Genomic DNA, 23375 nt, shown 5'->3' with positions numbered 1-23375 from the left:
ACCGGTGCGTGAGGACCCGAAACGCGGAGACCCAGCGCGCGGAGACCCGCGCGCCGAGACCCGTACGCCATGAATGGCAGCCGGCTGGGAAGACGTCCGTAGGATTCCCGGGTTCGGCTCTCTCTCCGTCAGGACGGCTGCCAGTGATATCTCTCCGCACGTACCGCGTGGCCCTGCCCGCCCTGAGCGCGGTCGCCGTACTGGCACTCGCCGGCTGCGACCCCGACGAACTCGCCGCCCCGGAAGGGACACCCGGCACCGGTGCGAACGACGGCGCGCAGTCCACCGAGGGCTTCGGCGCGAGCCCGCTGGACAACCCCGACGGTACGAAGCGCGGACTGGCCCCGCTGACCACCGACGCGGACCGGGCCGAGGCGCGGAAGGTCATCGAGAAGGTGCTCACCAAGGGGCGCGGCCCGAAGACCGGTTACGACCGGGACGAGTTCGGCTCCGCGTGGAAGGACACGGTGAACGGCATAGCGCTGGCCCGCAACGGCTGCGACACCCGCAACGACCTGCTCAAGCGGGACGGTCAGGAGGTCCGGTTCCGCAGCGGATCGGACTGCGTGGTGGCCTCGCTGACGCTCAAGGACCCGTACACCGGCGCGACGATCGAGTGGACCAAGACGAAGGCCACGAAGATCCAGATCGACCATGTGATGCCCCTGTCGTACGACTGGCAGATGGGCGCCTCGCGCTGGAGCGACGCCAAACGCCAGCAGATCGCCAACGACCCGCTCAACCTCATCCCCGTCGATGGCCCCACCAACGGCTCCAAGAGCGACTCCGGTCCTGCCGCCTGGCTGCCGCCGTACAAGCCGATCCGCTGCTCGTACGCACTCCGCTTCGCGCAGGTCTCCCTGAAGTACGACCTGCCGGTGACCACGGCCGACAAGGCGATGATGCTGAAGCAGTGCGCGTCCTGACGGTGCGCGGTGCAGGTCTGACGGTGTGTGGCCGAGGGGGCGGAGGGGCTCGGAGGGCCGGAAAGTAGCCTCGCCCCACCCCCGTACGCCGGACAGCGCCGAGCCCCCCGACCCGGCGCTGTCCGCCCCCCACACGCCGGGCTCCCCCGACGCCCGGTCGCCCCGGCGCGTCCCCCCGCACCGCCCCGGGGCCGTTCTCGGTGCCCGGGACTCAGCCGAGGTCCACCATGTCCTTCGCGGCCGGCTTCTCCGCCACGACGGGCTTGTCGATGTCGGAGAAGGTCATCGTCATCGGCTCGTCGCCGCCCGTGGAGCTGACCTGGAGGAGCTGCGGGTCACCCTCGGTGGAGACCAGGATCGTGTAGCTCTCCTTGCCGTCCTTCTCGGTGAGGCGGAGGGCGGGAGTGCCGTCGAGGGTTGTCGTCCCCGCCTTCTTCGCCTCCGTGTCGCCGTCCTCGAACTCCTTCAGGAGCGACTCCAGTTCACAGAACTCGATCATGTCCTTGGTGTCCGGGTCGGAAGCCTTCTCGGCCATCCAGTGGTCGGCGACCATGTCCACCGCGGCCTGTGTGTCCGCCTCCGACTCCCCCTTGGACTGTGCGCGCAGCATCGTTTCGTCGAGCTTCATGTAGACGGTCTCGCCGATCTTGATGATCGACATCGAGCCGCCGGCGCCCATGTCCATCGTGCCGGTGCACTTGCCGCTGCCGATGCTGGTGGAGAAGTCGGCCTTCATGGGGGTGTCGGTCGTCTTCATGTCGACGGCGAGGTGCAAGGACGTCGCCTTGCGGATGTTCTTGAGCGCCGCGTTGACGACCTCGGGGCCCGACATGTCCGCGAACGGCTCGTCCTTCGTCGGGGCCGCCGACGAGGCCCCGCCCTTCTTCGCGTCCGTGGCGGTGTCGCCCCCCTCGCTGCCGCAGGCGGCAAGGGTGAGCACGGAAAGGGTGCAGACGGCGGCAGCGGCGGTACGCGCGACTCGGCGCATGGCGGTACTCCAGGAGAAGTCAGAAGTCAGAAGACAGAAGGGGCGGCGAGAAGAAAACGAAAGGGCGAGGTGGGCGGAGGTGCGCCCGGTAGCGCCCGGACAGGCAGGACGGTCGGGACAGCCAGGACGGTCAGGACAGTCAGGCATGGCCCGGCCCAGTCGCGCCGGTGGGCATCACCGGTGCGGGCACAGCCCCATCACAGCAGAGCCTGTGAACCGAGTCAACATTGAAGCCTGTGAACAACTGAAGCTCGCCTGTGAATCGATCGGTGCGACATGCGTCGGTATGCTCGCCTGCACAGCGCGGACGGTGGCGCGAATGGTGACGGGTCGGACCAGGGAGACAGCACAGTGCCGGAGAACGCCTCTGAGGTGACCGCTGCCGGGATCGCCCGCCTGGCCGGAGTCGGACGGGCCGCGGTCAGCAACTGGCGCCGTCGTCACGCCGACTTCCCGAAGCCGGTGGGCGGTACGGAGACCAGTCCGTCCTTCGCGCTCGCCGAGGTCGAGGAGTGGCTACGGGGGCAGGGGAAGCTGGCCGAGGTGCCGCTGCGCGAGCGTGTCTGGCAGCAGCTCTCCGGGCATCCGGCCGGTGCCGTCACCGCCCTGATCCACGTGGGCTGCGCCCTGCTGCTCGTGCGCGACCGGCCCACCGACTGGCTGGAGTTGACGGCGGTCTCGGATGAACGCGTCGCCCGTCTGCTGCCCGACGCCCTCGCCCCCGTACTCGACGCCCGGTTCGGGCCGGAAGCCCCCGGGGGCCGCGAAAGCGCCGCCCCGCAGACCGCAGCCCCCACCCGGCACACCTCCGGGCCGCACGCCTCCACCCAACACACCCCCGCACCGCCGGCCGCCGGTCGGGCGGTCCGGGTGCCCGGGGCCCCGGCGCTGCGGCCGTCCGTACCGCTGCTGCGCGGGGCCACCGCGATGGCGGCGGAGTACGGGGCGGGTCAGGCCTTCGAGTTCCTCTTCGGCCGCCAACTGGACGCCAATCCCCGGCAGTACACGCTCACCCCGCCCGAGCTTGCCGCGCTCATGGCTGATATCGCCCTCCGGGGTGAAGGCCCCGGCCGCCCGTCCGGGAAGGCGCCCGCCCCCGTCGTCCTGGACCCCGCGTCCGGGACCGGGGCGCTGCTGCGCGCGGCCGGCCGGCCCGCCGCCCTGTACGCGCAGGAGGCCGACCCCGACCTCGCGGCGCTCACCGCGCTGCGCCTCGCCCTGGGTGCCGGTGGCGGCGCGGCTCCGGAAGCGCCGGAGCCGGTGGTGCGTACCGGCGACACCCTGCGCGCCGACGCCTTTCCGACGCTCGCGGCCGACGTGGTGCTCTGCCACCCGCCGTTCAACGAACGCAACTGGGGTCACGACGAGTTGGCCTACGACCCTCGGTGGGAGTACGGGTATCCGGCCCGCGTCGAGTCCGAACTCGCCTGGGTGCAGCACGCGTTGGCCCGGCTGCGGCCCGGCGGTACCGCCGTTCTGCTGATGCCGCCGGCCGCGGTCTCCCGCCGTTCCGGCCGCCGCATCCGTGCCGACCTGCTGCGCCGGGGCGCACTGCGGGCCGTCGTCGCGCTGCCCGCCGGAGCGGCCCCGCCCTACGGCATCCCGCTGCACCTGTGGATTCTGCGCAAGCCCGGTCACGGGGCGCAGCCCTCGCCCGAACTCCTCCTCGTCGACACGGCCGAGGCCCTCGACCCGGCGGCGGGTGGAGCCGCCGCGGCCGGTGGTGCCGGCGCCGGAAGCCTTGCGGGGACGGGAAGCGGTCGTGAGCGGATCGACTGGCCCGCCGTCCGGCGTACGGTGCTGGACGCCTGGCGCGCCTTCGACGCCACCGATCGTGGCCCCGGCGCCCCCGGCGCGGCGCCCGGTGCTCCGCAGGCCACCGGAACGGCCGCCGAACCCGGCACCGCCGCCGAACCCGGCAACGCGGCTCCCGCCCAACCCAGCACCGCGGCCCTCGCCGCACCCATCACCCGGCCCGCCGGCGTGCCCGCACCCGGGGCGAGCCGGGCCGTTCCCGTCATCGACCTCCTCGACGACGATGTCGACCTCACCCCCGCACGCCATCTGCCCCGGCCCGCCACTGCCGGGGGTGCGGCCGAGCTCGCCGAGGTACGGGAGAGGCTGACCGACGAGCTGCGGCTCACCCTCCGGCTGACCCCGCCCTCCGCCGACCAGGCCGAGCCCGCCTCCCGGCCGTTCACCACCCTCGGTGAACTCGCCCGCGCCGGCGCCCTCCGGCTCGCCACGGGTGGCTCCGGCGGGGGGCCGGGGCCCGTCCTGACCGAACACGACGTCCTCGGCAACACCCCGCCCAGCGGCTCTCCCGCCGGCCCCGTGCACGGGGCCGAGACCCTCGCCCTCCTCGCGTCCGGGCCCGCTGCCACAGGCGCCCCGGACGCGGCGGGGTCGGCCGACGACACGGTCGTCCTCCGTGCCGGCGACGTCGTCGTCCCCGTGCTCGGTGGCGGTTCGGTCGTCCGGGTGGTGGACGAGACGACCGCCGGTGCCGTGCTCGGCCGCAACCTGCAACTGCTGCGCCCCGATCCGGCCGTGCTCGACCCGTGGTTCCTCGCCGGGTTCCTGCGCGGCACCGCCAACAACCGCCGCGCCAGCAGTCACGCCTCCACCGCGTCCCGGCTCGACGCCCGTCGTATCCGGCTGCCCCGGCTCCCGCTGGACGAACAGCGCCGGTACGGTGAGCAGTTCCGCGCCCTCGCCGCCTTCGAGGACGCACTGCGCACGGCGGGCCGACTCGGCGGACTGCTGGTCCAGGGCATGTACGACGGACTCACGGACGGGACGGTGTCCCCGGAGTGAGCTGAGCCAGATCCGTTGTGCACCACCAGGGAACGGCTGTCCGCGTGGGTGTATACGCTCGCACCACACATCCGCCCATCGCTTCCCGGGAGCGGCACATGCACGGCTACGGCTATCCGCCGGGGCTTCCCACGGCGCGCCCTTCCCCGGCGACGCTGACGGTCCTTCGCGTGGTCTTCGTGGTTCTGACCGTGCTGAGTTGCGGCTTCCTGGCATGGGCGGCGATGTTGCGGCTGGCCATCGTGACCCGCCGCCCGCGCGACTGGGGCCTCTTCGTCCTGTCCCTCGCGCTCACCGCGGGTCTCGGCGTCTACATGGACAAGCTTCCCGGCGGAGACACCGAGCTGACGGACAGCCAGGCGTTCACCACGCTCGGCTGGATGTTCGCCCTCCTCGGCGGCGTCACCTGGTACTACCTCTTCTCCGACCTCCGGCACTTCGGCCCGAACGGCCCCACCGCCGTCGCGGCCCGCGCACGGACCGCGACCGGCTACCCGGTCGCGGGGCCGGTCCAGGGGTACGGCTACCCGCCGGCCACCCCCGTGCACGGCAAGCCCGCGTACGGCACCCCGCCCTACCCGTCCGTCCCCCAGCAGCACCAGCCCCAGCCCCCGCAGCACCAACACCAACACCAGCCCCCGCAGCACCAGCACCAGCCGCAGCCCCCGCAGCACCAGCCGCAGCCCACCCCGCCCCCGAAGCGCCCCGGCCCGCCCCAGCGGCTCGACCAGGTCCGGGCCGAGCTGGACGAGCTGAGTGACTACCTCCGCAAGGAGGGCGAGGGCCGGTGAGCGGGCGCGTCGTCGCCGGACGGTACGAACTCGCCGCGATCCTCGGCCAGGGCGGCATGGGCCAGGTCTGGACGGGATACGACCAGCGGCTCGACCGCCGGGTCGCGGTGAAGCTGCTGCGCCCCGACCGGATGGGCGTGCCCGGCGGCCGGGAGGACGCCGACGAACTGCGCCGCAGGTTCGCCCGGGAGTGCCGGGTGACCGCTCAGGTCGACCACCCCGGGCTCGTCACCGTCCATGACGCCGGGGGCGACGGCGACGACCTCTTCCTCGTCATGCAGTACGTCGAGGGCTCCGACCTCGCCGACCACCTCGCCGAGCACGACCCCTACCCGTGGCCGTGGGCCGTCGCGGTCGCCGCCCAGCTCTGCGCGGTACTCAGCGCCGTGCACGCGGTGCCGATCGTCCACCGCGACCTCAAGCCCCGCAACGTCATGGTCAGGCCCGACGGCACCGTCACCGTGCTCGACCTCGGGGTCGCCTCCGTGCTGGACACCGACACCACCCGGCTCACCCACACCGGCTCGCCGATCGGCTCCCCGGCGTACATGGCGCCCGAGCAGGCGATGGGCGGCGCGGTCGGCCCGTACACCGATCTGTACGCACTCGGCGTGCTGCTGCACGAACTGCTCAGCGGAGACGTGCCGTTCTCCGGGTCCACCGCCCTCGGCGTGCTCCACCGCCACCTCTACGAACCCCCGCTGCCGGTCCGCAACCTCAGGGCCGACGTGCCCGAGCAGCTGGAGGCCCTCGTCCTGCGGCTGCTCGCCAAGGACCCGCAGGCCCGGCCCGGTTCGGCCCAGGAGGTGTACGAGGCCCTCGGTCCGCTGCTGCCCGTGCGCGGAGCGCCCGGCGGCCCGCTCGACCCGACCCGCCCGTTCCTCCGCCCGCACGCCCCCTGGCCCGACCGGGCGACCGCCCCGGCCCCCGCGCCGGCCACCGGCTTCGGCCCGCCGCCCGTCCCCGCCGAGCGCCCCGCGTCCGGCCGGGCGGACGTGGCGCGCGCCGTCGACGAGGTCAAGCAACTCCTCGGCGAGGGCCGGATCACCCAGGCGGTGGACATCCTCGGCTCCATCCTTCCGACCGCCGCCGCCGAGCACGGCGAACGCTCACCCGTCGTCCGCATCCTCCGCAAGCAGTACGCGGCGACGCTGATGGACGACGGCCAGTACCGCCGCGCCCTCCCCGAACTGCGCCGGCTCGCCGACGACCGCGCCGCCGAGGCCGGCCCCGGCGACCCGCAGACGCTCCAGTACCGCTACGACGCCGCCCAGTGCCTGGAGCAGCTGGGCGAGACGGCCGCCGCGCTCAACGAGTACCGCGCGGTCCTCCCGTACTACGAGAACGTCTACGGGGCCGTCGCCACCGAACCCGGACGTGCCTTCGACATCCGCCACCGCATCGGGCTGCTGCTGCTCGCCGTCGGCGACCACACCGCCGGACGGGCCCAACTCCAGGCCCTGCTGTACGACACCGAGCGCTCCTACGGCCCCCACCACCCGCTCCCCGCCGAGCTGCGCAGACAACTGACCCACCAGCGGGACGTACGCGGCGGCTGACCGCGAGCGGGGCCGGTGGGCAGCGCCCGGGGCAGCACCCGGACAGCGCCCGAGGGCACCACATCCCCAACTCCTCCCGAATCGTTGGTCGAACCAGTGGCCCCCGTGGCCACCACTGCCTAACATCGATCACCGCAAGGCTTTGTGCACTGATGCACAAACTCTCATCGGGAGGCTCCTTTGCACCGCCGCCGTCGCACCGCGCTCACCCTCTCCGCCGCAGTCCTGCTCGCCGCGCCCGTCCTCACCGCCTGCGGGAGCGAGGCCCACCCCGGCGCCGCCGCGATCGTCGGAGGGCAGCGGATCGAGGTCTCCACCCTCCAGTCCGACGTCGCCGAGGTGCGCAGCGCCCAGCAGAAGTCGCCGCAGGCCGCCCAGCTGGTGAAGGGGTCGGGGCAGCTCCCGCGGGCCGCCCTGCACCGGCTGATCTTCGGGCAGGTCCTCGACCGGGCGGCCGACGACGCCGGGGTGACCGTCAGCCGCAAGGAGCTCCAGCAGGTGCGCCGGGCGGCCGTCGCCCAGTACGGCGGCGAGGACGCGCTGGCCGCGACCCTGCTCCAGGAGCGCTGGATCTCGCCGGAGCAGATCGACGGCGACCTGCGCCAGGAGGTCCAGCTGCCGAAGCTGGCGGCGGCGCTCGGCGCGGACCTGCAGAGCCCGGAGGGCACCAAGAAGGTGACCGACGCGCTCGCCAAGGCGTCGAAGTCGCTCCACATCGACGTCAACCCGCGCTACGGAGCCTGGGACAACCAGCAGATCCGCCTCGGCACCTACGAGTCCCCCTGGCTCGCCAAGGCCGCCGGCACCGACGCCACAGCGTCCGGTGGGGACGGCGCCGGGGGCGACGGCACCGCACAGGACGGCTCCGGGCAGTCGGACACCGCCCCGGCGGGCTGACACGTCGCCGGGGTAGGTTCGACGGGTGAACGCTGAAGCACCCGGCCGGGTCGTCCTCCTCACCGCCAGCCACCGAGTCGCCCCCGGACTCCTGTCCTGGCCCGCCTGGCAGACGTTGCGCGCCGCCGACCGCGTCCTGTGCGGCGCCCCGGACCACGTACAGCTCCCCTACCTGAGGGAGGCGGGCGTCACCGTCGAGATCACCGGGCCGACGGCGGAGGAACTGGTCGACGCCTGCGCCGGCGACCGGACCGTGGTGGTGCTGGTCGGTGGCGAGGGTGACCAGCGGCTGACCGACGGACTCGCCCGCCTCGGAGGCTCGGGACGGGTGCGGATGCCGGACCTGGAGCTGCTCCCCGGTTCGTACGACCTGCCGGGCGCCCGCCTCCTCGACCTCGTCCAGGTCATGGACGTGGTCCGCCGCGAGTGCCCCTGGACCTCGAAGATGACGCACCGGGGCCTCGCCAAGTACGCCATCGAGGAGACGTACGAGCTGGTCGAGGCGATCGAGGCCGGCGACCGCGACGAACTCCGCGAGGAGCTCGGGGACGTGCTCCTCCAGGTCGTCTTCCACGCGCGGATCGCCGAGGAGGACCCGGAGGCGCCCTTCGCCATCGACGACGTGGCCGGCGGGCTGGTGGAGAAGCTGATCCGCCGCCACCCGCACATCTTCGGCGACGAGACCGCCGAGACCGCCGAGGACGTCCACGCGCACTGGCTGCGCACCAAGGCGGCCGAGAAGCGGCGCGACTCCGTCACCGAGGGCGTCCCGCTCGGTCAGCCCGCGCTCGCCCTCGCGGCGAAGCTGGGCAGCCGGGTCCGGAGCGCGGGCCTGGAGGTCGCCCCGCCCACCGGCGACACTCTCGGCTACGAACTGCTCGCCCTCGCCGTCCGCGCCGAGGCCGAGGGCGTCGACCCGGAAGCGGCCCTGCGCGCGGCGGCCCGCGCCTACCGGGACGCGATCCTCGCGGCGGAGGGCGCGGGCGCCCCGGATACCGTCGACGAGTGATCGCCCAGTGAACGACAGCCCGGACAGCCCCGACAGCCCCGACAGCCCGGACAGCCCGGACAGCCCGGACAGCCCGGACAGCCCGGACAGCCCCGACAGCCCCACCGGCCCCGGCTCCGTCGCCCCCGCCGGCTGCCCCGCGCACGGTGCGCCCGCCGCCCCCGAGCTCTTCACCTGGGAGTTCGCGACCGATCCGTACCCGGCGTACGCCTGGCTCCGCGAGCACAGCCCGGTGCACCGCACCACGCTGCCCAGCGGGGTCGAGGCCTGGCTGGTCACCCGGTACGCCGACGCGCGCCACGCGCTCGCCGACAACCGGCTCTCCAAGAACCCGGTGCACCACGCCGGGTCGGCGCACGCCAAGGGGAGGACGGGAATCCCGGGGGAGCGCAAGGCCGAGCTGATGACCCATCTGCTCAACATCGACCCGCCGGACCACACCCGGCTGCGCCGGCTCGTGTCCAAGGCATTCACCCCGCGCCGGGTCGCGGAGTTCGCGCCCCGCGTGCAGGAGCTGACGGACCGGCTCATCGACCGGTTCGTGACCGAGGGCACCGCCGACCTCATCCACGACTTCGCCTTCCCGCTCCCCATCTACGCGATCTGCGACCTCCTCGGGGTGCCCGAAGAGGACCAGGACGACTTCCGGGACTGGGCGGGGATGATGATCCGCCACGGCGGCGGCCCACGCGGCGGAGTGGCGCGCTCGGTGAAGCGGATGCGCGCCTACCTCGCCGAACTGATCCACCGCAAACGGGAGAACCCGGGCGACGACCTGATCTCCGAGCTCATCCGGACCAGCGACCACGGCGAGCACCTCACGGAGAACGAGGCCGCCGCCATGGCGTTCATCCTTCTCTTCGCCGGCTTCGAGACCACCGTCAACCTCATCGGCAACGGCACCTACTCGCTGCTCCGCCACCCCGGGGAGCGCGCCCGCCTCGAAGCCTCCCTGGAGGCGGGAGAGGAGGAGCTGCTCGCCAGCGGCATCGAGGAGCTGCTCCGCTTCGACGGCCCGGTGGAGCTGGCCACCTGGCGGTACGCCACCGAACCGCTGACCCTCGGCGGCGAGGAGATCGCGGCCGGCGACCCCGTACTCGTGGTGCTCGCGGCGGCCGACCGCGACCCCGCGCGCTTCGAGGCACCCGACACGCTCGACCTCGCGCGGCGTGACAATCAGCACCTCGGCTACGGCCACGGCATCCACTACTGCGTGGGTGCGCCACTCGCCCGCCTCGAGGGGAGGACCGCCCTCGCGACTTTGCTGAGACGCCTTCCCGACCTGCGCCTTGCGGGAGAAATGGCTGATTTGCGCTGGCGCGGAGGGCTCATCATGCGTGGACTGCGCACCCTTCCGGTGGAGTTCACCCCCGGACCAGCGCTCGGCGAAGGTGACGCTACGTCAACACTGTGATGTTCACGTGATCTGCGGGGCATCGACTTGTGACACACGTTCGAGTCCCGCTAGGTTCACGGTTCGACGCATCAGTTCACCCGTCAGTCACACGGAAGGCACTCCCATGGGCTCCGCGAACGGCAGACACCGCCGCCCTCGCCAGGCACCCGCCATCGTCGTCGCAGCCGGCGTGACAGGCTCCGCCCTCGCGATTCCGCTCCTCGCCGCGACCAGCGCCGGCGCCGCGGACGCGACCACCTGGGACAAGGTCGCCGAATGCGAGAGCGGCGGCACCTGGAGCGCAGATTTCGGCAACGGTTACTACGGCGGACTGCAGTTCTCCCAGGAGACCTGGGCGAGCTACGGCGGCACGGACTACGCGCAGCGCGCGGACCTCGCCAGCCGTACCCAGCAGATAGCCGTGGCGGAGAAGGTCCTCGACGCCAAGGGCCCGCAGGCGTGGCCCGGGTGCGCGGTGATCTCCGGGCTGGCGCCCGCGGGGTCCCTGATCGGTGTCGACCCCGGCTCCACGTCCGCCACGAACGCGGGCGCCTCGGCCGGCATCATCCCGGACGCGGACGGCGCCCCCGCTTCGACCGGCACCACGGGGTCGAAGCGCGCCTCGGGCTCGACCGGCGCCTCGGACTCCGGCGGCACGACCGGTTCCACCGGCGGCAGCACCACGCCGAGCCCCGACGCCTCCGTGACTCCCTCGCCCACCGGATCGGCCAGCCCGGGCAGCACCACGCCCGGGAAGAGCGGTACGGAGAGCGGCGCGACGGCCGGCACGGCAACCGGTGACCCCACCGCTGACACCACGACCGGCGGCAAGCACCGCGGGACGCCCGACGTGGACGAGGCGTCCTCCGACGCCTCGCGCGAGACCGGCCGGCACGCCTCGCGCGGCGGCACCGACGCGCGCGAGGACACGACGCTCGCGACGGACGGCACGTACACGGTCCGGACCGGCGACAACCTCTCCGCGATCGCCGACGCGCAGCACCTTTCCGACGGCTGGACCAAGCTCTACCAGGCCAACGAGGAAGTGATCGGATCGGACCCCGACCTGATCCTGCCCGGCCAGGAGCTCGATCTGAGCGCGCCGACCCTCTCCGGAGGGGCCGACTCCGCTCCGAACACGACCGCAGCCGCCTCCGACACGCCGGAGACCGCTCCCGACACGGCGGAGACCGCCCCCGCCAAGTGATCAAATTCGGGAAAACACCTCAAAAAGAGGGGTAGTTAAGGGGCCTATGTCCACTTTTGCGAAAGTGAGACATGGGTCTCTTCACTGTTCTGGCGTGTCGCGGTCACAGAGGCTCGCGGATGTCCGCTTTGACCTGCGAAAACGGGAATTCGAGCATGGCCAGTAAGGTCTGATTGTCCGATATAACCATCATTGAATGTAGGGGCGCCCTCTGTTTACGGTCGGAACCGCTCGCACCGCGGGCCCCGTCGACCGTCACGCCGAATCCTGCCGTCGGTCGAAGGGAACAGACGCGTAAAGCGCCGTAGGCAGGAGCGGGGGACCCAGGTAAGCCGCCGGTATCGGACGGCCCGTCGGAAACGAGGGGCGGGCCGGGACCGGCTAGGGGTTAAGCCACACGCAAGGACGTGTGGCCGGGCACTCATTGGCCCGAACCCGACAGCTCACCTCGTAGGCGTCGGTGAGGAGATCCTCCATGCTGCTGTCCAGCAACGGTAAGCACCGCCGCTCGTCCAAGGCCGTCCGTATGGCCACGCTCGCCGGCGTCGCAGGTGCCGCCATCGCCCTCCCGCTGATGGGCGCCACCAACGCTTCCGCCGCCTCGGTCGCCACCTGGGACGCCGTCGCCCAGTGCGAGTCCGGTGGCAACTGGTCCATCAACACCGGCAACGGTTACTACGGCGGACTGCAGTTCTCGCAGTCCAGCTGGGCCGCCGCCGGCGGTACGAAGTACGCCCCCCGCGCCGACCTGGCCACCAAGGACCAGCAGATCGCCACCGCCGAGGTGCTGCTCGACCTCCAGGGTCCGGGCGCCTGGTCCTGCGCCGGCGCCGGCAACCTCACCAATGACGGTGTGACCCCGGGCGTCGACACGGGCTCCTCCGCGAGCACCGACACCTCCACGAGCACCGACACCTCCACGAGCACCGGCTCGACCGCGACCGAGGACAGCGCCGCCACGGCGACGCCGGACCGCACCACCGACTCGCAGGCCGCCTCCCGCAGCGAGGAGCGTCCGGCCGCGAAGTCCGAGACCGTCACCACCCCGACCGGCGGCAAGGTCGAGAAGGGCGACGGCGAGTACAAGGTCGTCACCGGCGACACCCTCAGCACCATCGCCGACAAGCAGGGCGTCAAGGGTGGCTGGCAGAAGCTGTTCAAGCTGAACCACGACATCGTCGACGACGCCGACCTCATCTTCCCGGGTCAGCAGCTCCACCTGAAGTAAGCACGAACCACTCCTCCCCGGAACGGCGGTGTCCGGCGGCACCCCCTTCCCTCTCCCTGGCCCGGCGCGCACTCCCCCCGCGCACCGGGCCAGGGCCCTTTCCCACTCCCGCCCGCGGGCCGCTTCCCCCGCCGTACCGCGAACTGCCGGACGCCGTACCGCCCGACGTTATGTTCCGTACGGAAACAATGTGTAGGCTCGTCGTGTCACTGGACGGACGGTCGGCTGGCCGATGTCCTGTGTCCGGTTAGGCTCTAGTCGCAAGGCTGAAGAGCCCCGCACAGTCAGCGTCACATCGCCAGAAGGAGATGCTCGTGCCGTCCATCGACGTCGTCGTAGCCCGGGAAATCCTCGACTCGCGGGGTAACCCCACGGTCGAGGTCGAAGTTGGTCTCGACGACGGCAGCACGGGCCGTGCTGCCGTTCCGTCCGGCGCCTCCACCGGAGCGTTCGAAGCCGTCGAGCTTCGCGACGGTGACCCCAAGCGTTACCTGGGCAAGGGTGTCGAGAAGGCCGTCCTCGCCGTCATCGAGCAGATCGGCCCGGAGCTCGTCGGCTACGACGCCACCGAGCAGCGCCTGATCGACCAGGCGATGTGCGACCTGGACGCCACGGAGAACAAGGGCTCGCTCGGCGCCAACGCCATCCTCGGCGTCTCGCTGGCCGTGGCCCACGCCGCCTCCGAGGCCGCCGACCTCCCGCTCTTCCGCTACCTCGGCGGCCCGAACGCGCACCTGCTGCCCGTTCCGATGATGAACATCCTGAACGGTGGGTCGCACGCCGACTCCAACGTCGACATCCAGGAGTTCATGATCGCCCCGATCGGCGCGGAGTCCTTCTCCGAGGCCCTGCGCTGGGGTGCGGAGACGTACCACACGCTGAAGAAGGTCCTCAAGACCAAGGGCCTCTCCACCGGTCTCGGCGACGAGGGCGGCTTCGCCCCGAACCTCGAGTCCAACCGCGCCGCCCTCGACCTCATCGTCGAGGCCATCAAGGAGGCCGGCTTCGTCCCCGGCCGTGACATCGCGCTCGCGCTCGACGTCGCCGCGTCCGAGTTCTACAAGGACGGCAAGTACGAGTTCGAGGGCAAGTCCCGCTCGGCCGCCGAGATGACCGAGTACTACGAGGAGCTCGTCTCCGCGTACCCGCTGGTCTCCATCGAGGACCCGCTGTACGAGGACGACTGGGCCGGCTGGAAGGTCATCACCGACAAGCTCGGCGCCAAGGTGCAGATCGTCGGCGACGACCTCTTCGTGACCAACCCCGAGCGCCTCGCCCGTGGCATCGAGGAGGGCTCGGCCAACGCCCTGCTCGTCAAGGTCAACCAGATCGGCTCGCTGACCGAGACCCTGGACGCCGTCGAGCTCGCGCAGCGCAACGGCTTCAAGTGCATGATGTCCCACCGTTCCGGCGAGACCGAGGACGTCACCATCGCCGACCTCGCCGTCGCCGTGAACTGCGGCCAGATCAAGACCGGCGCCCCGGCCCGCTCGGACCGCGTCGCCAAGTACAACCAGCTGCTGCGCATCGAGGAGATCCTCGACGACGCCGCGGTGTACGCAGGCCGCTCGGCGTTCCCCCGCTTCAAGGGCTGATCCACGGCCCGTGAGGGCCCGGTTCCACCAGCCTCCGTCCGTCCCCGCACTCGGTCCCGTACCGTGTGCGGGGACGGACGTGCGTGACGGGGAGGCATGAACATGGCCGTGAAGGACCGCGACCGGTTCTCCACCGCGACCAGGCTGCGGCTGCTCGGCGAGCAGACGGCGGCCCGGGTCTACCGCTCCCAGAACCGCCGTCAGGCCCACCGCTCCCGGCTCACCGGCCGCGCCGCGTTCCTGGCGCTGATCGTCTGCACCCTGATCGTGGCGCTGGCCTACCCCATGCGGCAGTACGTCTCCCAGCGCGAGGAGATCGCCGACCAGGAGCGGACGCTGCAGGACGCCGGGAAGCGCGCCGAGGAGCTGCGGGACGAGAAGGCCCGCCTCCAGGACGACGCGTACATCCGCCGCCTCGCCCGCGAGCACCTCCACTACCTCCTCCCCGGCGAAACCGGCTACACCGTGGTCGACCCCGACGCGGCGGCCGACGACCGGGGCGAGCCCGGCGCCGACGGCCGGCCCTGGCACTCCAACCTCTGGGACGGCGTGGACAGCGCGGACGGCTCCGGCGACTCCGACTCCGACGGCGACTGAGCCCCGCCCACCGCGGCCAGGCACACTGGTCCGAGCAGAAACGCGTACCGGTGCGTCCCGCCGCACCCACAGCACCGCACCCCACAGCAGCAGCTCCGAGCAGAACCAAGGCAGGCATGGACACGCCCCCTCCGCAGACCGAATCCACTCCGCCCACCGACGCGGACATCGCCGCGTTCGAGCAGCAGCTCGGACGCCCGCCTCGCGGGCTGCGCGCCATCGCGCACCGCTGCCCCTGCGGCAACCCGGACGTGGTGGAGACCCAGCCCCGTCTGGAGGACGGCACGCCGTTCCCGACGACGTTCTACCTGACGTGCCCGCGCGCCGCCTCGGCGATCGGCACGCTGGAGGCGAACGGCGTCATGAAGGAGATGACCGAGCGCCTGGGCACCGACCCGGAGCTGGCCGCCTCCTACCGTGCCGCGCACGAGGACTACATCGCCCGCCGCGACGCCATCGAGGTCCTGGAGGGTTTCCCGAGCGCCGGCGGCATGCCGGACCGGGTGAAGTGCCTGCACGTCCTGGTCGGCCACTCGCTGGCCGCCGGACCCGGCGTGAACCCGCTCGGCGACGAGGCCATCGCCCTGCTGCCCGAGTGGTGGGCGAAGGGCCCCTGCGTCACGCCCTGCACGCCGGAGCAGCCGGCCGGGGAGTCCGCGTGACCACGACCCGGGTGGCTGCCATCGACTGCGGCACCAACTCCATCCGGCTGCTCGTCGCCGACATCGACCCCGCCACCGGTGGCTTCACCGAACTGGACCGGCGGATGCGCATCGTCCGCCTGGGCCAGGACGTCGACCGCACCGGCCGTCTCGCCCCCGAGGCCCTGGAGCGTACGTTCGCCGTCTGCCGTGAGTACGCCGAGGCGATCCAGGGGCTCGGCGCGGAGAAGATCCGTTTCGTCGCCACCTCCGCCTCCCGCGACGCGGAGAACAGCGCCGACTTCGTCCGGGGCGTCCACGAGATCCTGGGCGTCGAGCCCGAGGTGATCAGCGGCGACCAAGAGGCCCAGCTCTCCTTCGACGGCGCCACCAAGGAGCTCCACGGCGCCGGCGGACCCGGCTTCGCCTCGCCCTACCTCGTGGTCGACATCGGCGGCGGCTCCACCGAGTTCGTCCTCGGCGACGAGACGGTCCGCGCCGCCCGCTCGGTCGACGTCGGCTGCGTCCGCATGACGGAACGCCACCTGGTGCAGGACGGCGCGAAGATCGACCCGCCGACCGAGGCCCGGATCGCCGCGATCCGCGCCGACATCGAAGCAGCGCTCGACCTCGCCGCCCAGACCGTCCCGCTCACCGAGGCCGCCACCCTCGTCGGCCTCGCCGGCACGGTCACCACGATCGCCGCCATCGCACTGGACCTCGAGGAGTACGACTCCGAGGCGATCCACCACTCCCGGATCTCCCTCGCCCGCGTGGAGCAGATCACCACCAGCCTCCTCGCCTCCACCCACGCCGACCGCGCCGCGATCCCCGCGATGCACCCCGGCCGGGTCGACGTCATCGCCTCCGGCGCCCTGATCCTCCAGGCCCTGATGCGCCGCACGGGAGCTCAGGAGATCGTCGTCAGCGAACACGACATCCTCGACGGGATCGCCCTCGGCGTGGTGACGCTCGGCGGCGAGTGATCTGCTGAGCGGAGGCCCGGTTCAAGGACATGGTGCTCCCGAACCCGGCCTCCGTCTCAGATGCTGCGACAAACGTCGCGCCGATCGCCGACCTTGACGACGAGGATCACCAGTTGGTCGTTCTCGACCTGGTAAGCGACCCGGTAGTTCCCGACCCGGAGCCGGTAGAGGCCTGAGGAGCCGACAAGTTTCTTGACGTCGGCGTCCTCGCGGTACGGGTCGTCGCCGAGCGCGGTCAGCGCGGCCAGGATGCGCATGGCAGCGGGCCGGTCGATGGATCGAAGTTGTCGCCGCGCCGTGGTGGTGAACCGGAACGCGTACTTCACGCCGCGCCTTCGGAGCGTTCGGTGAACAGATCGGCCAGCAGTTCGGCCATGGTCACCGTCGGACCGCCCTCGGCCAGGACTGCTTCCGCTTCCCTCGCCAGCAGGACGTCCGCCGCGTCCTCCAGCGCGTAGAAGTCGGAGATCGGCACCACAGCTGCCACGGGCTCCCCATTGCGGGTGATCACCGTGGGCGTGCCTTCCTCAGCGCGATTGATGTGGTCCGCAAGGTGGGCACGGGCTTCCCGCACTGTCGCGGTCGTCTCAGTCATGAGAGAAGTGTACGCGATAGGGTGTACACGTGCTGGGTCGAGCGAGGCGCGCTTTGGGAGCGATGCTCGACGGGATCGCGTTCTCCGCGGCCTGACACCCCTTTCGTACGGACGCGGGAGCGGGCCGACCCCGGGAAGTCCGGGGGCGGCCCGGTCGTGTTCCGGTGGGTCATCCCGCTCTCCTCCCCTGTGAGAGAGACAGGAGCGGGGCTCGACCTACGCGCACGACGCGTGACTCATCGGACGGCGTGCAAGATGGCGTGGTCCGTCACAGCAGCTTCCACGACCGGCCGCCCGCCAGTTGCTCTCGTAGGGCCACCACTTCACCGCAGCCCACTTGTCGGTGGTGGACGTGGAGTCGTTGACCAGCGCGCTGTACGTCGAGGAACGACGAGATGTGGCCGTGTATCAGGATGCCGCCGGGCAACTGCGCGCCGCGGCGCTGTCCCCGGGTGACTCGGCGGACTTGATCAGAGAGACTGGGGCGAAGACACGATGGCCACCATCCCCGATGCATCCTGCCTTCCCGTGACCTGGTGGAAGTCCTCCCGGTCCGGCGCACAGAGCGACTGCGTGGAGTGCGGCGTCGTCAACGCCGGCACCGTGGCGGTACGGGACAGAAAGGCACCCACCGGCCCCGCCATCGTGTTCGGCCGCAGCGCCCTCGCGGCCATGGTCGGCGCAGTCGCGAGCGGCACCCTGTAAAAGCCCGGAGCCCGGGTGGGGCGGTCGTCGTCCGCGCCCCGGACGACGGTCCGCCGCGCTGTTCCGTTTTCCCTGCTTCGCCCTGTCTCGCGATGTTGCTGATGCAGTCGTGTCAGCAAGGGGGTCAACCGATTCCGACGCCCACGAAGAAGGGGACGAGGCTCGCCGTCGCACACAGCAGCCAGTACGGGTACGGTGGCGGGCCGTCGTAAAGCCTGCGCCGCAGCCAGAGGTTGACGAGCCCCCACAGCCCCCCGAAGAGGATCACCACCGGTACGACGATGACCAGCCAGAGCAGCATCCCGTCGTCTTCATTCGGGTCGCGGCTGGTCCAGCCCAGTTCGGCCAGAGGGCCGTTGACCAGTACGTACCAGACCAGGAAGCACGGAACGACTGCGGGAATGCCGAGCAGCAGGTTGACCGTCACCGGGGCGAAGGGCTTCCACGGCTGCGCGTTCTTCAAGGGATCTCCAGCGGCTGAACTTGTTGTAGTTCGCCGACGTTGTTCAGACCGGCCGGCTCACAGGACTCGATCGCGAACTCGGGGCTCGCGTCACTCCGTGTCGGCGGCCCGGTCCGTCCACAGGGCGGTCACCGACTCGGCCATCGTCGCGGTCGGGCCGCTCCGGGCCAGCACCGCTTCCGCTTCCTTGGCCAGCGCGGCGTCGGACGCTGCTTCCAGTGCCTCGAAGTCGGCGATCGGCACCAGCGCCGCCCCGGGCAGGCCGTTGCGGGTGATGACCGTGGGCACGCCTCCCACCGCGCGGCCGAGATAGTCCGCCAGCCGCAGCCGGACGTCGCTCACGGTCGCTGTCGCGGTCATTCTCGTTCCGTTCTCTATCCGATGGGCCGGGCGGCGCCGACGTGTACGCGTATGGCGCCGGAGTGACCCCGGCCCGCGTTCACTGCCCGATGCTCGTCTCCGTGTCGACCCACCCGAGGTACGCCGCGCTTCCCGCCGTGATGGGGGTGACGATGACTTCCGGAGTGACGTAGTCGTGCATCGCGCTGATGTGGCGGGCGAGTTCGTCGTAACGGGCGGCGGTCGTCTTGTAGAGGACGCGCCACTCGGTCGCGGTTTCGACCTTTCCCTCCCACCGGTAGACGCTCCTGATCGGCCCGTCGATCTGGGCGCAGGCGGCGAGGCGTTTCTCCACCGCGCTCGTGGCGAGGCGGTGGGCCTTGTCTTCGCCGTCGGTGGTGGTGTGTACGGCGATGTAGTCGGCCACGGTTCCCTCTCCTGGCTCGGGTGTGCGGCGACCGTATCGCAGGGAAGAGGGCCTGTGGGTGACGAGCGGACAACAGCCCGTACGCGTGCCCCGGGGTTGCCCGTCGCGTGTCCGTGCGCGCGGGCTCGTCACGGGCGGGGTGCGGCTGGGCCCTCCCCTTCCCGTTCGTCGTCGGCCGGCTCCGAGTGGTCGGCGAGTACGTCCGTCAGCAGCTCGGCCACGGTCGTGGTGGGGTCGACCCCGGCCAGGACCGCCTCCATGTCGAGCACGTCGGCGGCCTCCTCCAGGGCTTCGAAGTCCGCGATCGGCACCACGGCGGCCACCGGAGTGCCGTCGCGCGTGATCACCGTGGGTTCGCCCCGCTCGGCGTGGTCGATAGGGGCTGCGGGGTCCACGCAGGCATCCCGGACCGTCACGGTTCTCCTTGTCGTCATATGTCCAGTGTGTGCGCAGCGGGGGCGGGTCCGCTCGTCCGGCCGTCGGGCCCGCCGGTCGGTCCGCACCGAGGACCCGGCGCGCACTCTCCGGGTGCACCCTCACCTCCCGGGATGTGTGCGCTCACATGTGGCCCTGCCTGCACCTCTGATGCTTTACTGGGGCTCCCGGAGAGGCTCCGGAGGCTTCCGAGGGGGCTCGGGGGAGGCGCTCCGGGAGGCGCCCGGGCCAAGTTCGTGAAGTTCTTCACAAGGAATTCGGTCCGCTCGGGGCAAGTTCTTGGCTCTCGTGGCTTCGAACGTGCCTGTGCGTACGTTTTGTGCGGTACGCGCGGGTGTCCCCCGCGCGGTGCGCGCGGGATGAACGGACGGGGCGGGAGAGCGGGGGAGGGGCCTTCTTTCGGGGCCAAGGGCCAGCTCACAGGCGGTGAACAACGTTCGCCGGGAGGCTGTGGTTCCCCTCGTGGAGCATGACCTGGGTCACGCGGGCCGCGCAGTGTAGCAGAGGGGGCACCCGACCTTGTGAAGGGGCTCACGAGCTACCCCCCTGGATGGGGTGGATACTCGATTGCATGAGCACCACGGAGCGTCCCAGGATCCTCGTTGTAGGCGGTGGGTACGTAGGCCTGTACGCAGCTCGACGCATTCTCAAGAAGATGCGCTACGGAGAGGCGACCGTCACGGTCGTCGACCCGCGCTCGTACATGACGTACCAGCCCTTTCTTCCCGAAGCTGCTGCAGGCAGCATCTCGCCTCGGCATGTCGTCGTCCCCTTGCGACGCGTGCTGCCCAAGGCTGAGGTTCTCACCGGTCGTGTGACGACCATCGACCAGGACCGCAAGGTCGCCACGGTCGCGCCGATCGTCGGCGAGGCGTACGAGCTGCCCTTCGACTACCTCGTCATCGCGATGGGCGCGGTCTCCCGCACCTTCCCGATCCCTGGCCTCGCCGAGCAGGGCATCGGTATGAAGGGCATCGAGGAGGCCATCGGCCTGCGCAACCACGTCCTGGAGCAGCTGGACAAGGCTGACTCCACGACCGACGAGGAGATCCGCCGCAAGGCGCTGACCTTCGTCTTCGTCGGCGGTGGCTTCGCCGGTGCGGAGACCGTCGGTGAGGTCGAGGACATGGCCCGGGACGCGGCCAAGTACTACACGAACGTCAAGCGCGAGGACATGCGCTTCGTTCTCGTCGACGCCGCCGACAAGATCCTTCCCGAGGTGGGCCCGAAGCTGGGCGCGTACGGCAAGGAGCACCTGGAGAGCCGTGGTGTGGAGATCTACCTCTCCACCTCCATGGACAGCTGTGTCGACGGCCACGTCGTGCTGAAGAACGGCCTCGAGGTCGACTCCAGCACCATCGTGTGGACCGCCGGCGTGAAGCCGAACCCGGCGCTCGCCCGCTTCGGTCTGCCGCTCGGCCCGCGTGGCCACGTGGACACCAGCGAGAAGCTCCAGGTGCAGGGCACCGACTACATCTGGGCCGCCGGCGACAACGCCCAGGTCCCGGACATGGTCGGCCGCAAGGCCGGTAACCCGAACGCCTGGTGCCCGCCGAACGCCCAGCACGCACTGCGTCAGGCCAAGGTCCTCGGCGACAACGTCGTCTCGGGCATGCGCGGCTTCCCGCAGAAGACGTACGAGCACGCCAACAAGGGTGCGGTCGCCGGTCTCGGCCTGCACAAGGGCGTCGCGATGATCGTTCTGGGCAAGGTGAAGATCAAGCTCAAGGGCCGTCTCGCCTGGTACATGCACCGTGGCTACCACGGCATGGCGATGCCGACGTTCAACCGCAAGATCCGCGTCTTCGCCGACTGGACCCTCGCGATGTTCCTCAAGCGTGAGGTCGTCTCCCTGGGTGCCATGGAGACGCCGCGCGAGGAGTTCTACGAGGCCGCGAAGCCGGCTCCGGCTCCCGCCGCCGCCGCGAAGCCCGAAGGTGAGAAGGCCAAGGCCTCCTGACCCCGGCGCTCCCGCGAGGGCGCTCGGGCTCCGTACGCGGAGCCGCCGGTGCACGACCTGTACGACCTGTACGACCCGAAGGGGCCGTCCGCCATCCGTGGTGCGGGCGGTCCCTTCGGCGTGCCGGGTAGGCTCGCCGCTCGCCGCCGAGCGGCATCCCGAGAAGGGGGCCACGATTCCGGTGGATACTTGGCGACTACACGCACTTTGCCCAACCATTGCCCAGTAGCGGGATGGCGGTAGCTCCGGCCACAGTTGACGCATGTGTTACCTCGTGGCCACGCTGAGGCGTGTCGGCGGGGCGATGATGCATGTGTACGCATATATGGGCATTTTGGGAACACCACCACGGAGGTGTGCGCCATGGCAGACGCCGCGTCGCGGCTGACCGCTCTTCTCACGGAACTGATCGGAGAACCTCTTCCGGTCCGTATCCGCGCCTGGGACGGCAGTGAGGCCGGACCGCCGGGTGCCCCCACCCTCGTCATCCGCCACCGCCGTGCCCTGCGCCGACTGCTGTGGAAGCCGGGCGAGCTGGGGCTGGCCCGGGGATGGGTGGCCGGCGAGATCGACGTCGAGGGCAATCTGTACGAGGCACTCGACAGCATCGCCGCTCTCCTCTGGGACCGGGGGGCCGACGCGAAGGACACCGTCCACCCGCTGCGCGACCCGAAGGTCCGGGCCTTCGCGAAGGGCCTCGCCCAGCTCGCGGGCCCCTACCCGCCGCCCGCCCCGCCCGCCGAGGAGATGCACCGCCGCCGCACCGGCCCGCTGCACACCAGACGCCGGGACAAGGAAGCCATCAGCCACCACTACGACGTGGGCAACGACTTCTACGAGATGGTCCTCGGCCCGTCCATGGTCTACTCCTGCGCGTACTGGGAGGACGGCGGCACCCTGGAGGACGCCCAGCGCGACAAGCTCGACCTGGTCAGCCGCAAGCTCGCGCTCAAGGAGGGCGACCGGCTGCTCGACGTCGGATGCGGCTGGGGCTCCATGGCCATCCACGCGGCCCGCGAATACGGTGCCGTCGTCACCGGCGTGACCCTCTCCATCGAACAGGCCGCCTATGCCCGCAAGCGGGTGGCCGAGGAGGGGCTGACCGACCGCGTCGAGATCCGGGTGCAGGACTACCGGGACGTGCGCGACGGACCCTACGACGCGATCTCCTCCATCGGCATGGCCGAGCACGTCGGTTCGGTCCGCTACCGCGAGTACGCCGACGACCTCTTCGCCCTCCTCAAGCCCGGTGGCCGGCTGCTCAACCACCAGATCGCCCGCCGCCCCGAGAAGGACGAAGAGGCGTACCACATCGACGAGTTCATCGATGCCTACGTCTTCCCGGACGGCGAACTCGCCCCCCTGGGGCGGACCCTCGGCCTCCTGGAGGAGGCCGGTTTCGAGGCCCGGGACGTCGAGGTGCTCCGCGAGCACTACGCGCGGACCCTGCGTCAGTGGGTCGCCAACCTGGAGGAGAACTGGACCGCTGCGGTGGCGGCCACCTCACCCGGGCGCGCCCGGGTCTGGCGGCTCTACATGGCGGCCTCCGCGCTCTCCTTCGAGCACAACAAGATCGGCGTCAACCAGATCCTCGCCGTCAAGCCGACGGAGGCCGGAGGCTCCGGGATGCCCGCCCGCGCCCGCCGGTGGACCGCCTCCGCCACCGACTGACCCACCGGACCCGCGCACACGCCGACCCCGTACGCACCGATCGTCGTACGCACCGATCGTCGTACGTATCGATCGTCGTACGTATCGATCGCCGTACGCACCAGGGGCCGGAGACCGCTTCCCACGCGGTCTCCGGCCCCTGG

General features: G+C 71.3%; 24 protein-coding genes and 1 riboswitch. Of the genes, 17 read left to right on the top strand and 7 right to left on the bottom strand.

Annotation, left to right across the window (positions count from 1 at the left end; all coding sequences use genetic code 11):
• Positions 1–143: 143 nt before the first annotated feature.
• Complete coding sequence (locus ACFYPN_RS09140) at positions 144–926, top strand: HNH endonuclease family protein (protein ID WP_358760842.1); 783 nt, start codon at positions 144–146, stop codon at positions 924–926.
• A gap of 211 nt (positions 927–1137) precedes the next feature.
• Here the strand turns inward: ACFYPN_RS09140 and ACFYPN_RS09135 are convergent, their stop codons facing one another.
• Positions 1138–1914: a hypothetical protein gene (locus ACFYPN_RS09135; protein WP_389297459.1), complete on the bottom strand. Its 777-nt coding sequence runs from the start codon at positions 1912–1914 to the stop codon at positions 1138–1140.
• A gap of 351 nt (positions 1915–2265) precedes the next feature.
• Here ACFYPN_RS09135 and ACFYPN_RS09130 point away from each other — a divergent pair, with 351 nt between their 5' ends.
• From ACFYPN_RS09130 to ACFYPN_RS09075, 12 genes are all read left to right on the top strand, one after another.
• Entirely contained in the window at positions 2266–4731 is a 2466-nt protein-coding gene (locus tag ACFYPN_RS09130; protein WP_389297457.1) for an N-6 DNA methylase, read from the top strand.
• Between the two features lie 44 nt (positions 4732–4775).
• On the top strand, positions 4776–5522 hold the full coding sequence (locus tag ACFYPN_RS09125; RefSeq protein ID WP_389297456.1) for a hypothetical protein: 747 nt from the start codon (positions 4776–4778) through the stop codon (positions 5520–5522).
• Positions 5519–7081 carry a serine/threonine-protein kinase gene (locus ACFYPN_RS09120; RefSeq protein WP_358760846.1) on the top strand — a complete coding sequence of 521 codons (1563 nt, stop codon included), beginning with the start codon at positions 5519–5521 and terminating at the stop codon, positions 7079–7081. The genes ACFYPN_RS09125 and ACFYPN_RS09120 overlap by 4 nt, the downstream gene beginning before the upstream one ends.
• Before the next feature lie 180 nt (positions 7082–7261).
• The gene (locus tag ACFYPN_RS09115) at positions 7262–7978 is read left to right on the top strand and encodes a SurA N-terminal domain-containing protein (RefSeq protein WP_389297453.1); all 717 of its coding nucleotides are present in this window, start codon (positions 7262–7264) and stop codon (positions 7976–7978) included.
• Positions 7979–8003: 25 nt separating this feature from the next.
• The gene (locus ACFYPN_RS09110; RefSeq protein ID WP_389297451.1) at positions 8004–8987 is read left to right on the top strand and encodes a nucleoside triphosphate pyrophosphohydrolase; all 984 of its coding nucleotides are present in this window, start codon (positions 8004–8006) and stop codon (positions 8985–8987) included.
• 7 nt (positions 8988–8994) lie between these two features.
• Positions 8995–10401: a cytochrome P450 gene (locus ACFYPN_RS09105; protein ID WP_389297449.1), complete on the top strand. Its 1407-nt coding sequence runs from the start codon at positions 8995–8997 to the stop codon at positions 10399–10401.
• A 106-nt stretch (positions 10402–10507) separates the two neighbouring features.
• Complete coding sequence (locus ACFYPN_RS09100) at positions 10508–11590, top strand: transglycosylase family protein (protein ID WP_389297447.1); 1083 nt, start codon at positions 10508–10510, stop codon at positions 11588–11590.
• A 290-nt stretch (positions 11591–11880) separates the two neighbouring features.
• Positions 11881–12062, top strand: a riboswitch (cyclic di-AMP (ydaO/yuaA leader).
• Between the two features lie 3 nt (positions 12063–12065).
• Positions 12066–12818 (top strand): transglycosylase family protein, encoded by a 753-nt coding sequence (locus ACFYPN_RS09095; RefSeq protein WP_389297445.1) that lies wholly within the window; start codon positions 12066–12068, stop codon positions 12816–12818.
• A 308-nt stretch (positions 12819–13126) separates the two neighbouring features.
• Complete coding sequence (gene eno / locus ACFYPN_RS09090; protein ID WP_358760852.1) at positions 13127–14413, top strand: phosphopyruvate hydratase; 1287 nt, start codon at positions 13127–13129, stop codon at positions 14411–14413.
• A gap of 102 nt (positions 14414–14515) precedes the next feature.
• The gene (locus ACFYPN_RS09085) at positions 14516–15010 is read left to right on the top strand and encodes a septum formation initiator family protein (protein ID WP_358760891.1); all 495 of its coding nucleotides are present in this window, start codon (positions 14516–14518) and stop codon (positions 15008–15010) included.
• 116 nt (positions 15011–15126) lie between these two features.
• Positions 15127–15672, top strand: coding sequence for a DUF501 domain-containing protein (locus ACFYPN_RS09080; RefSeq protein ID WP_389297443.1), 546 nt, complete (start codon positions 15127–15129; stop codon positions 15670–15672).
• Positions 15669–16637, top strand: coding sequence for a Ppx/GppA phosphatase family protein (locus tag ACFYPN_RS09075; RefSeq protein WP_358760854.1), 969 nt, complete (start codon positions 15669–15671; stop codon positions 16635–16637). Before ACFYPN_RS09080 ends, ACFYPN_RS09075 begins: the two co-directional genes overlap by 4 nt.
• 56 nt (positions 16638–16693) lie before the next feature.
• On the opposite strand, the gene ACFYPN_RS09070 is transcribed toward ACFYPN_RS09075, so the two are convergent.
• Both ACFYPN_RS09070 and ACFYPN_RS09065 read right to left on the bottom strand, forming a co-directional pair.
• Positions 16694–16963, bottom strand: a complete 270-nt coding sequence (locus ACFYPN_RS09070; protein WP_358760855.1) for a type II toxin-antitoxin system RelE/ParE family toxin — start codon at positions 16961–16963, stop codon at positions 16694–16696.
• Positions 16960–17232 carry a type II toxin-antitoxin system Phd/YefM family antitoxin gene (locus ACFYPN_RS09065; RefSeq protein ID WP_358760856.1) on the bottom strand — a complete coding sequence of 91 codons (273 nt, stop codon included), beginning with the start codon at positions 17230–17232 and terminating at the stop codon, positions 16960–16962. Before ACFYPN_RS09065 ends, ACFYPN_RS09070 begins: the two co-directional genes overlap by 4 nt.
• Before the next feature lie 337 nt (positions 17233–17569).
• On the opposite strand from ACFYPN_RS09065, the gene ACFYPN_RS09060 reads away from it, so the two are divergent.
• Together ACFYPN_RS09060 and ACFYPN_RS09055 are read left to right on the top strand one after the other, a co-directional pair.
• Positions 17570–17764 (top strand): Scr1 family TA system antitoxin-like transcriptional regulator, encoded by a 195-nt coding sequence (locus ACFYPN_RS09060; RefSeq protein WP_358760857.1) that lies wholly within the window; start codon positions 17570–17572, stop codon positions 17762–17764.
• Complete coding sequence (locus ACFYPN_RS09055; RefSeq protein WP_358760858.1) at positions 17728–17937, top strand: DUF397 domain-containing protein; 210 nt, start codon at positions 17728–17730, stop codon at positions 17935–17937. The genes ACFYPN_RS09060 and ACFYPN_RS09055 overlap by 37 nt, the downstream gene beginning before the upstream one ends.
• 124 nt (positions 17938–18061) lie before the next feature.
• On the opposite strand, the gene ACFYPN_RS09050 is transcribed toward ACFYPN_RS09055, so the two are convergent.
• From ACFYPN_RS09050 to ACFYPN_RS09035, 4 genes are all read right to left on the bottom strand, one after another.
• Positions 18062–18400 (bottom strand): hypothetical protein, encoded by a 339-nt coding sequence (locus ACFYPN_RS09050; RefSeq protein WP_358760859.1) that lies wholly within the window; start codon positions 18398–18400, stop codon positions 18062–18064.
• A 90-nt stretch (positions 18401–18490) separates the two neighbouring features.
• Positions 18491–18760 (bottom strand): type II toxin-antitoxin system prevent-host-death family antitoxin, encoded by a 270-nt coding sequence (locus tag ACFYPN_RS09045; protein WP_358760860.1) that lies wholly within the window; start codon positions 18758–18760, stop codon positions 18491–18493.
• Between the two features lie 79 nt (positions 18761–18839).
• On the bottom strand, positions 18840–19166 hold the full coding sequence (cutA, locus tag ACFYPN_RS09040) for a divalent-cation tolerance protein CutA (RefSeq protein ID WP_358760861.1): 327 nt from the start codon (positions 19164–19166) through the stop codon (positions 18840–18842).
• Between the two features lie 128 nt (positions 19167–19294).
• A complete protein-coding gene (locus ACFYPN_RS09035; RefSeq protein ID WP_358760862.1) occupies positions 19295–19600 on the bottom strand; it encodes a type II toxin-antitoxin system prevent-host-death family antitoxin in 306 nt (101 codons plus the stop codon).
• Between the two features lie 572 nt (positions 19601–20172).
• On the opposite strand from ACFYPN_RS09035, the gene ACFYPN_RS09030 reads away from it, so the two are divergent.
• Both ACFYPN_RS09030 and ACFYPN_RS09025 read left to right on the top strand, forming a co-directional pair.
• Positions 20173–21561, top strand: a complete 1389-nt coding sequence (locus ACFYPN_RS09030; protein WP_389297440.1) for an NAD(P)/FAD-dependent oxidoreductase — start codon at positions 20173–20175, stop codon at positions 21559–21561.
• 363 nt (positions 21562–21924) lie between these two features.
• Positions 21925–23232 carry a class I SAM-dependent methyltransferase gene (locus ACFYPN_RS09025; protein ID WP_389297438.1) on the top strand — a complete coding sequence of 436 codons (1308 nt, stop codon included), beginning with the start codon at positions 21925–21927 and terminating at the stop codon, positions 23230–23232.
• Positions 23233–23375: the final 143 nt, after the last annotated feature.

This window comes from Streptomyces sp. NPDC005576 (assembly GCF_042871745.1).
Taxonomy (GTDB): Bacteria; Actinomycetota; Actinomycetes; order Streptomycetales; family Streptomycetaceae; genus Streptomyces.
The sequence above is the reverse complement of the archived record's forward strand: the minus strand, read 5'-3'. Positions and strand labels throughout refer to the sequence as shown.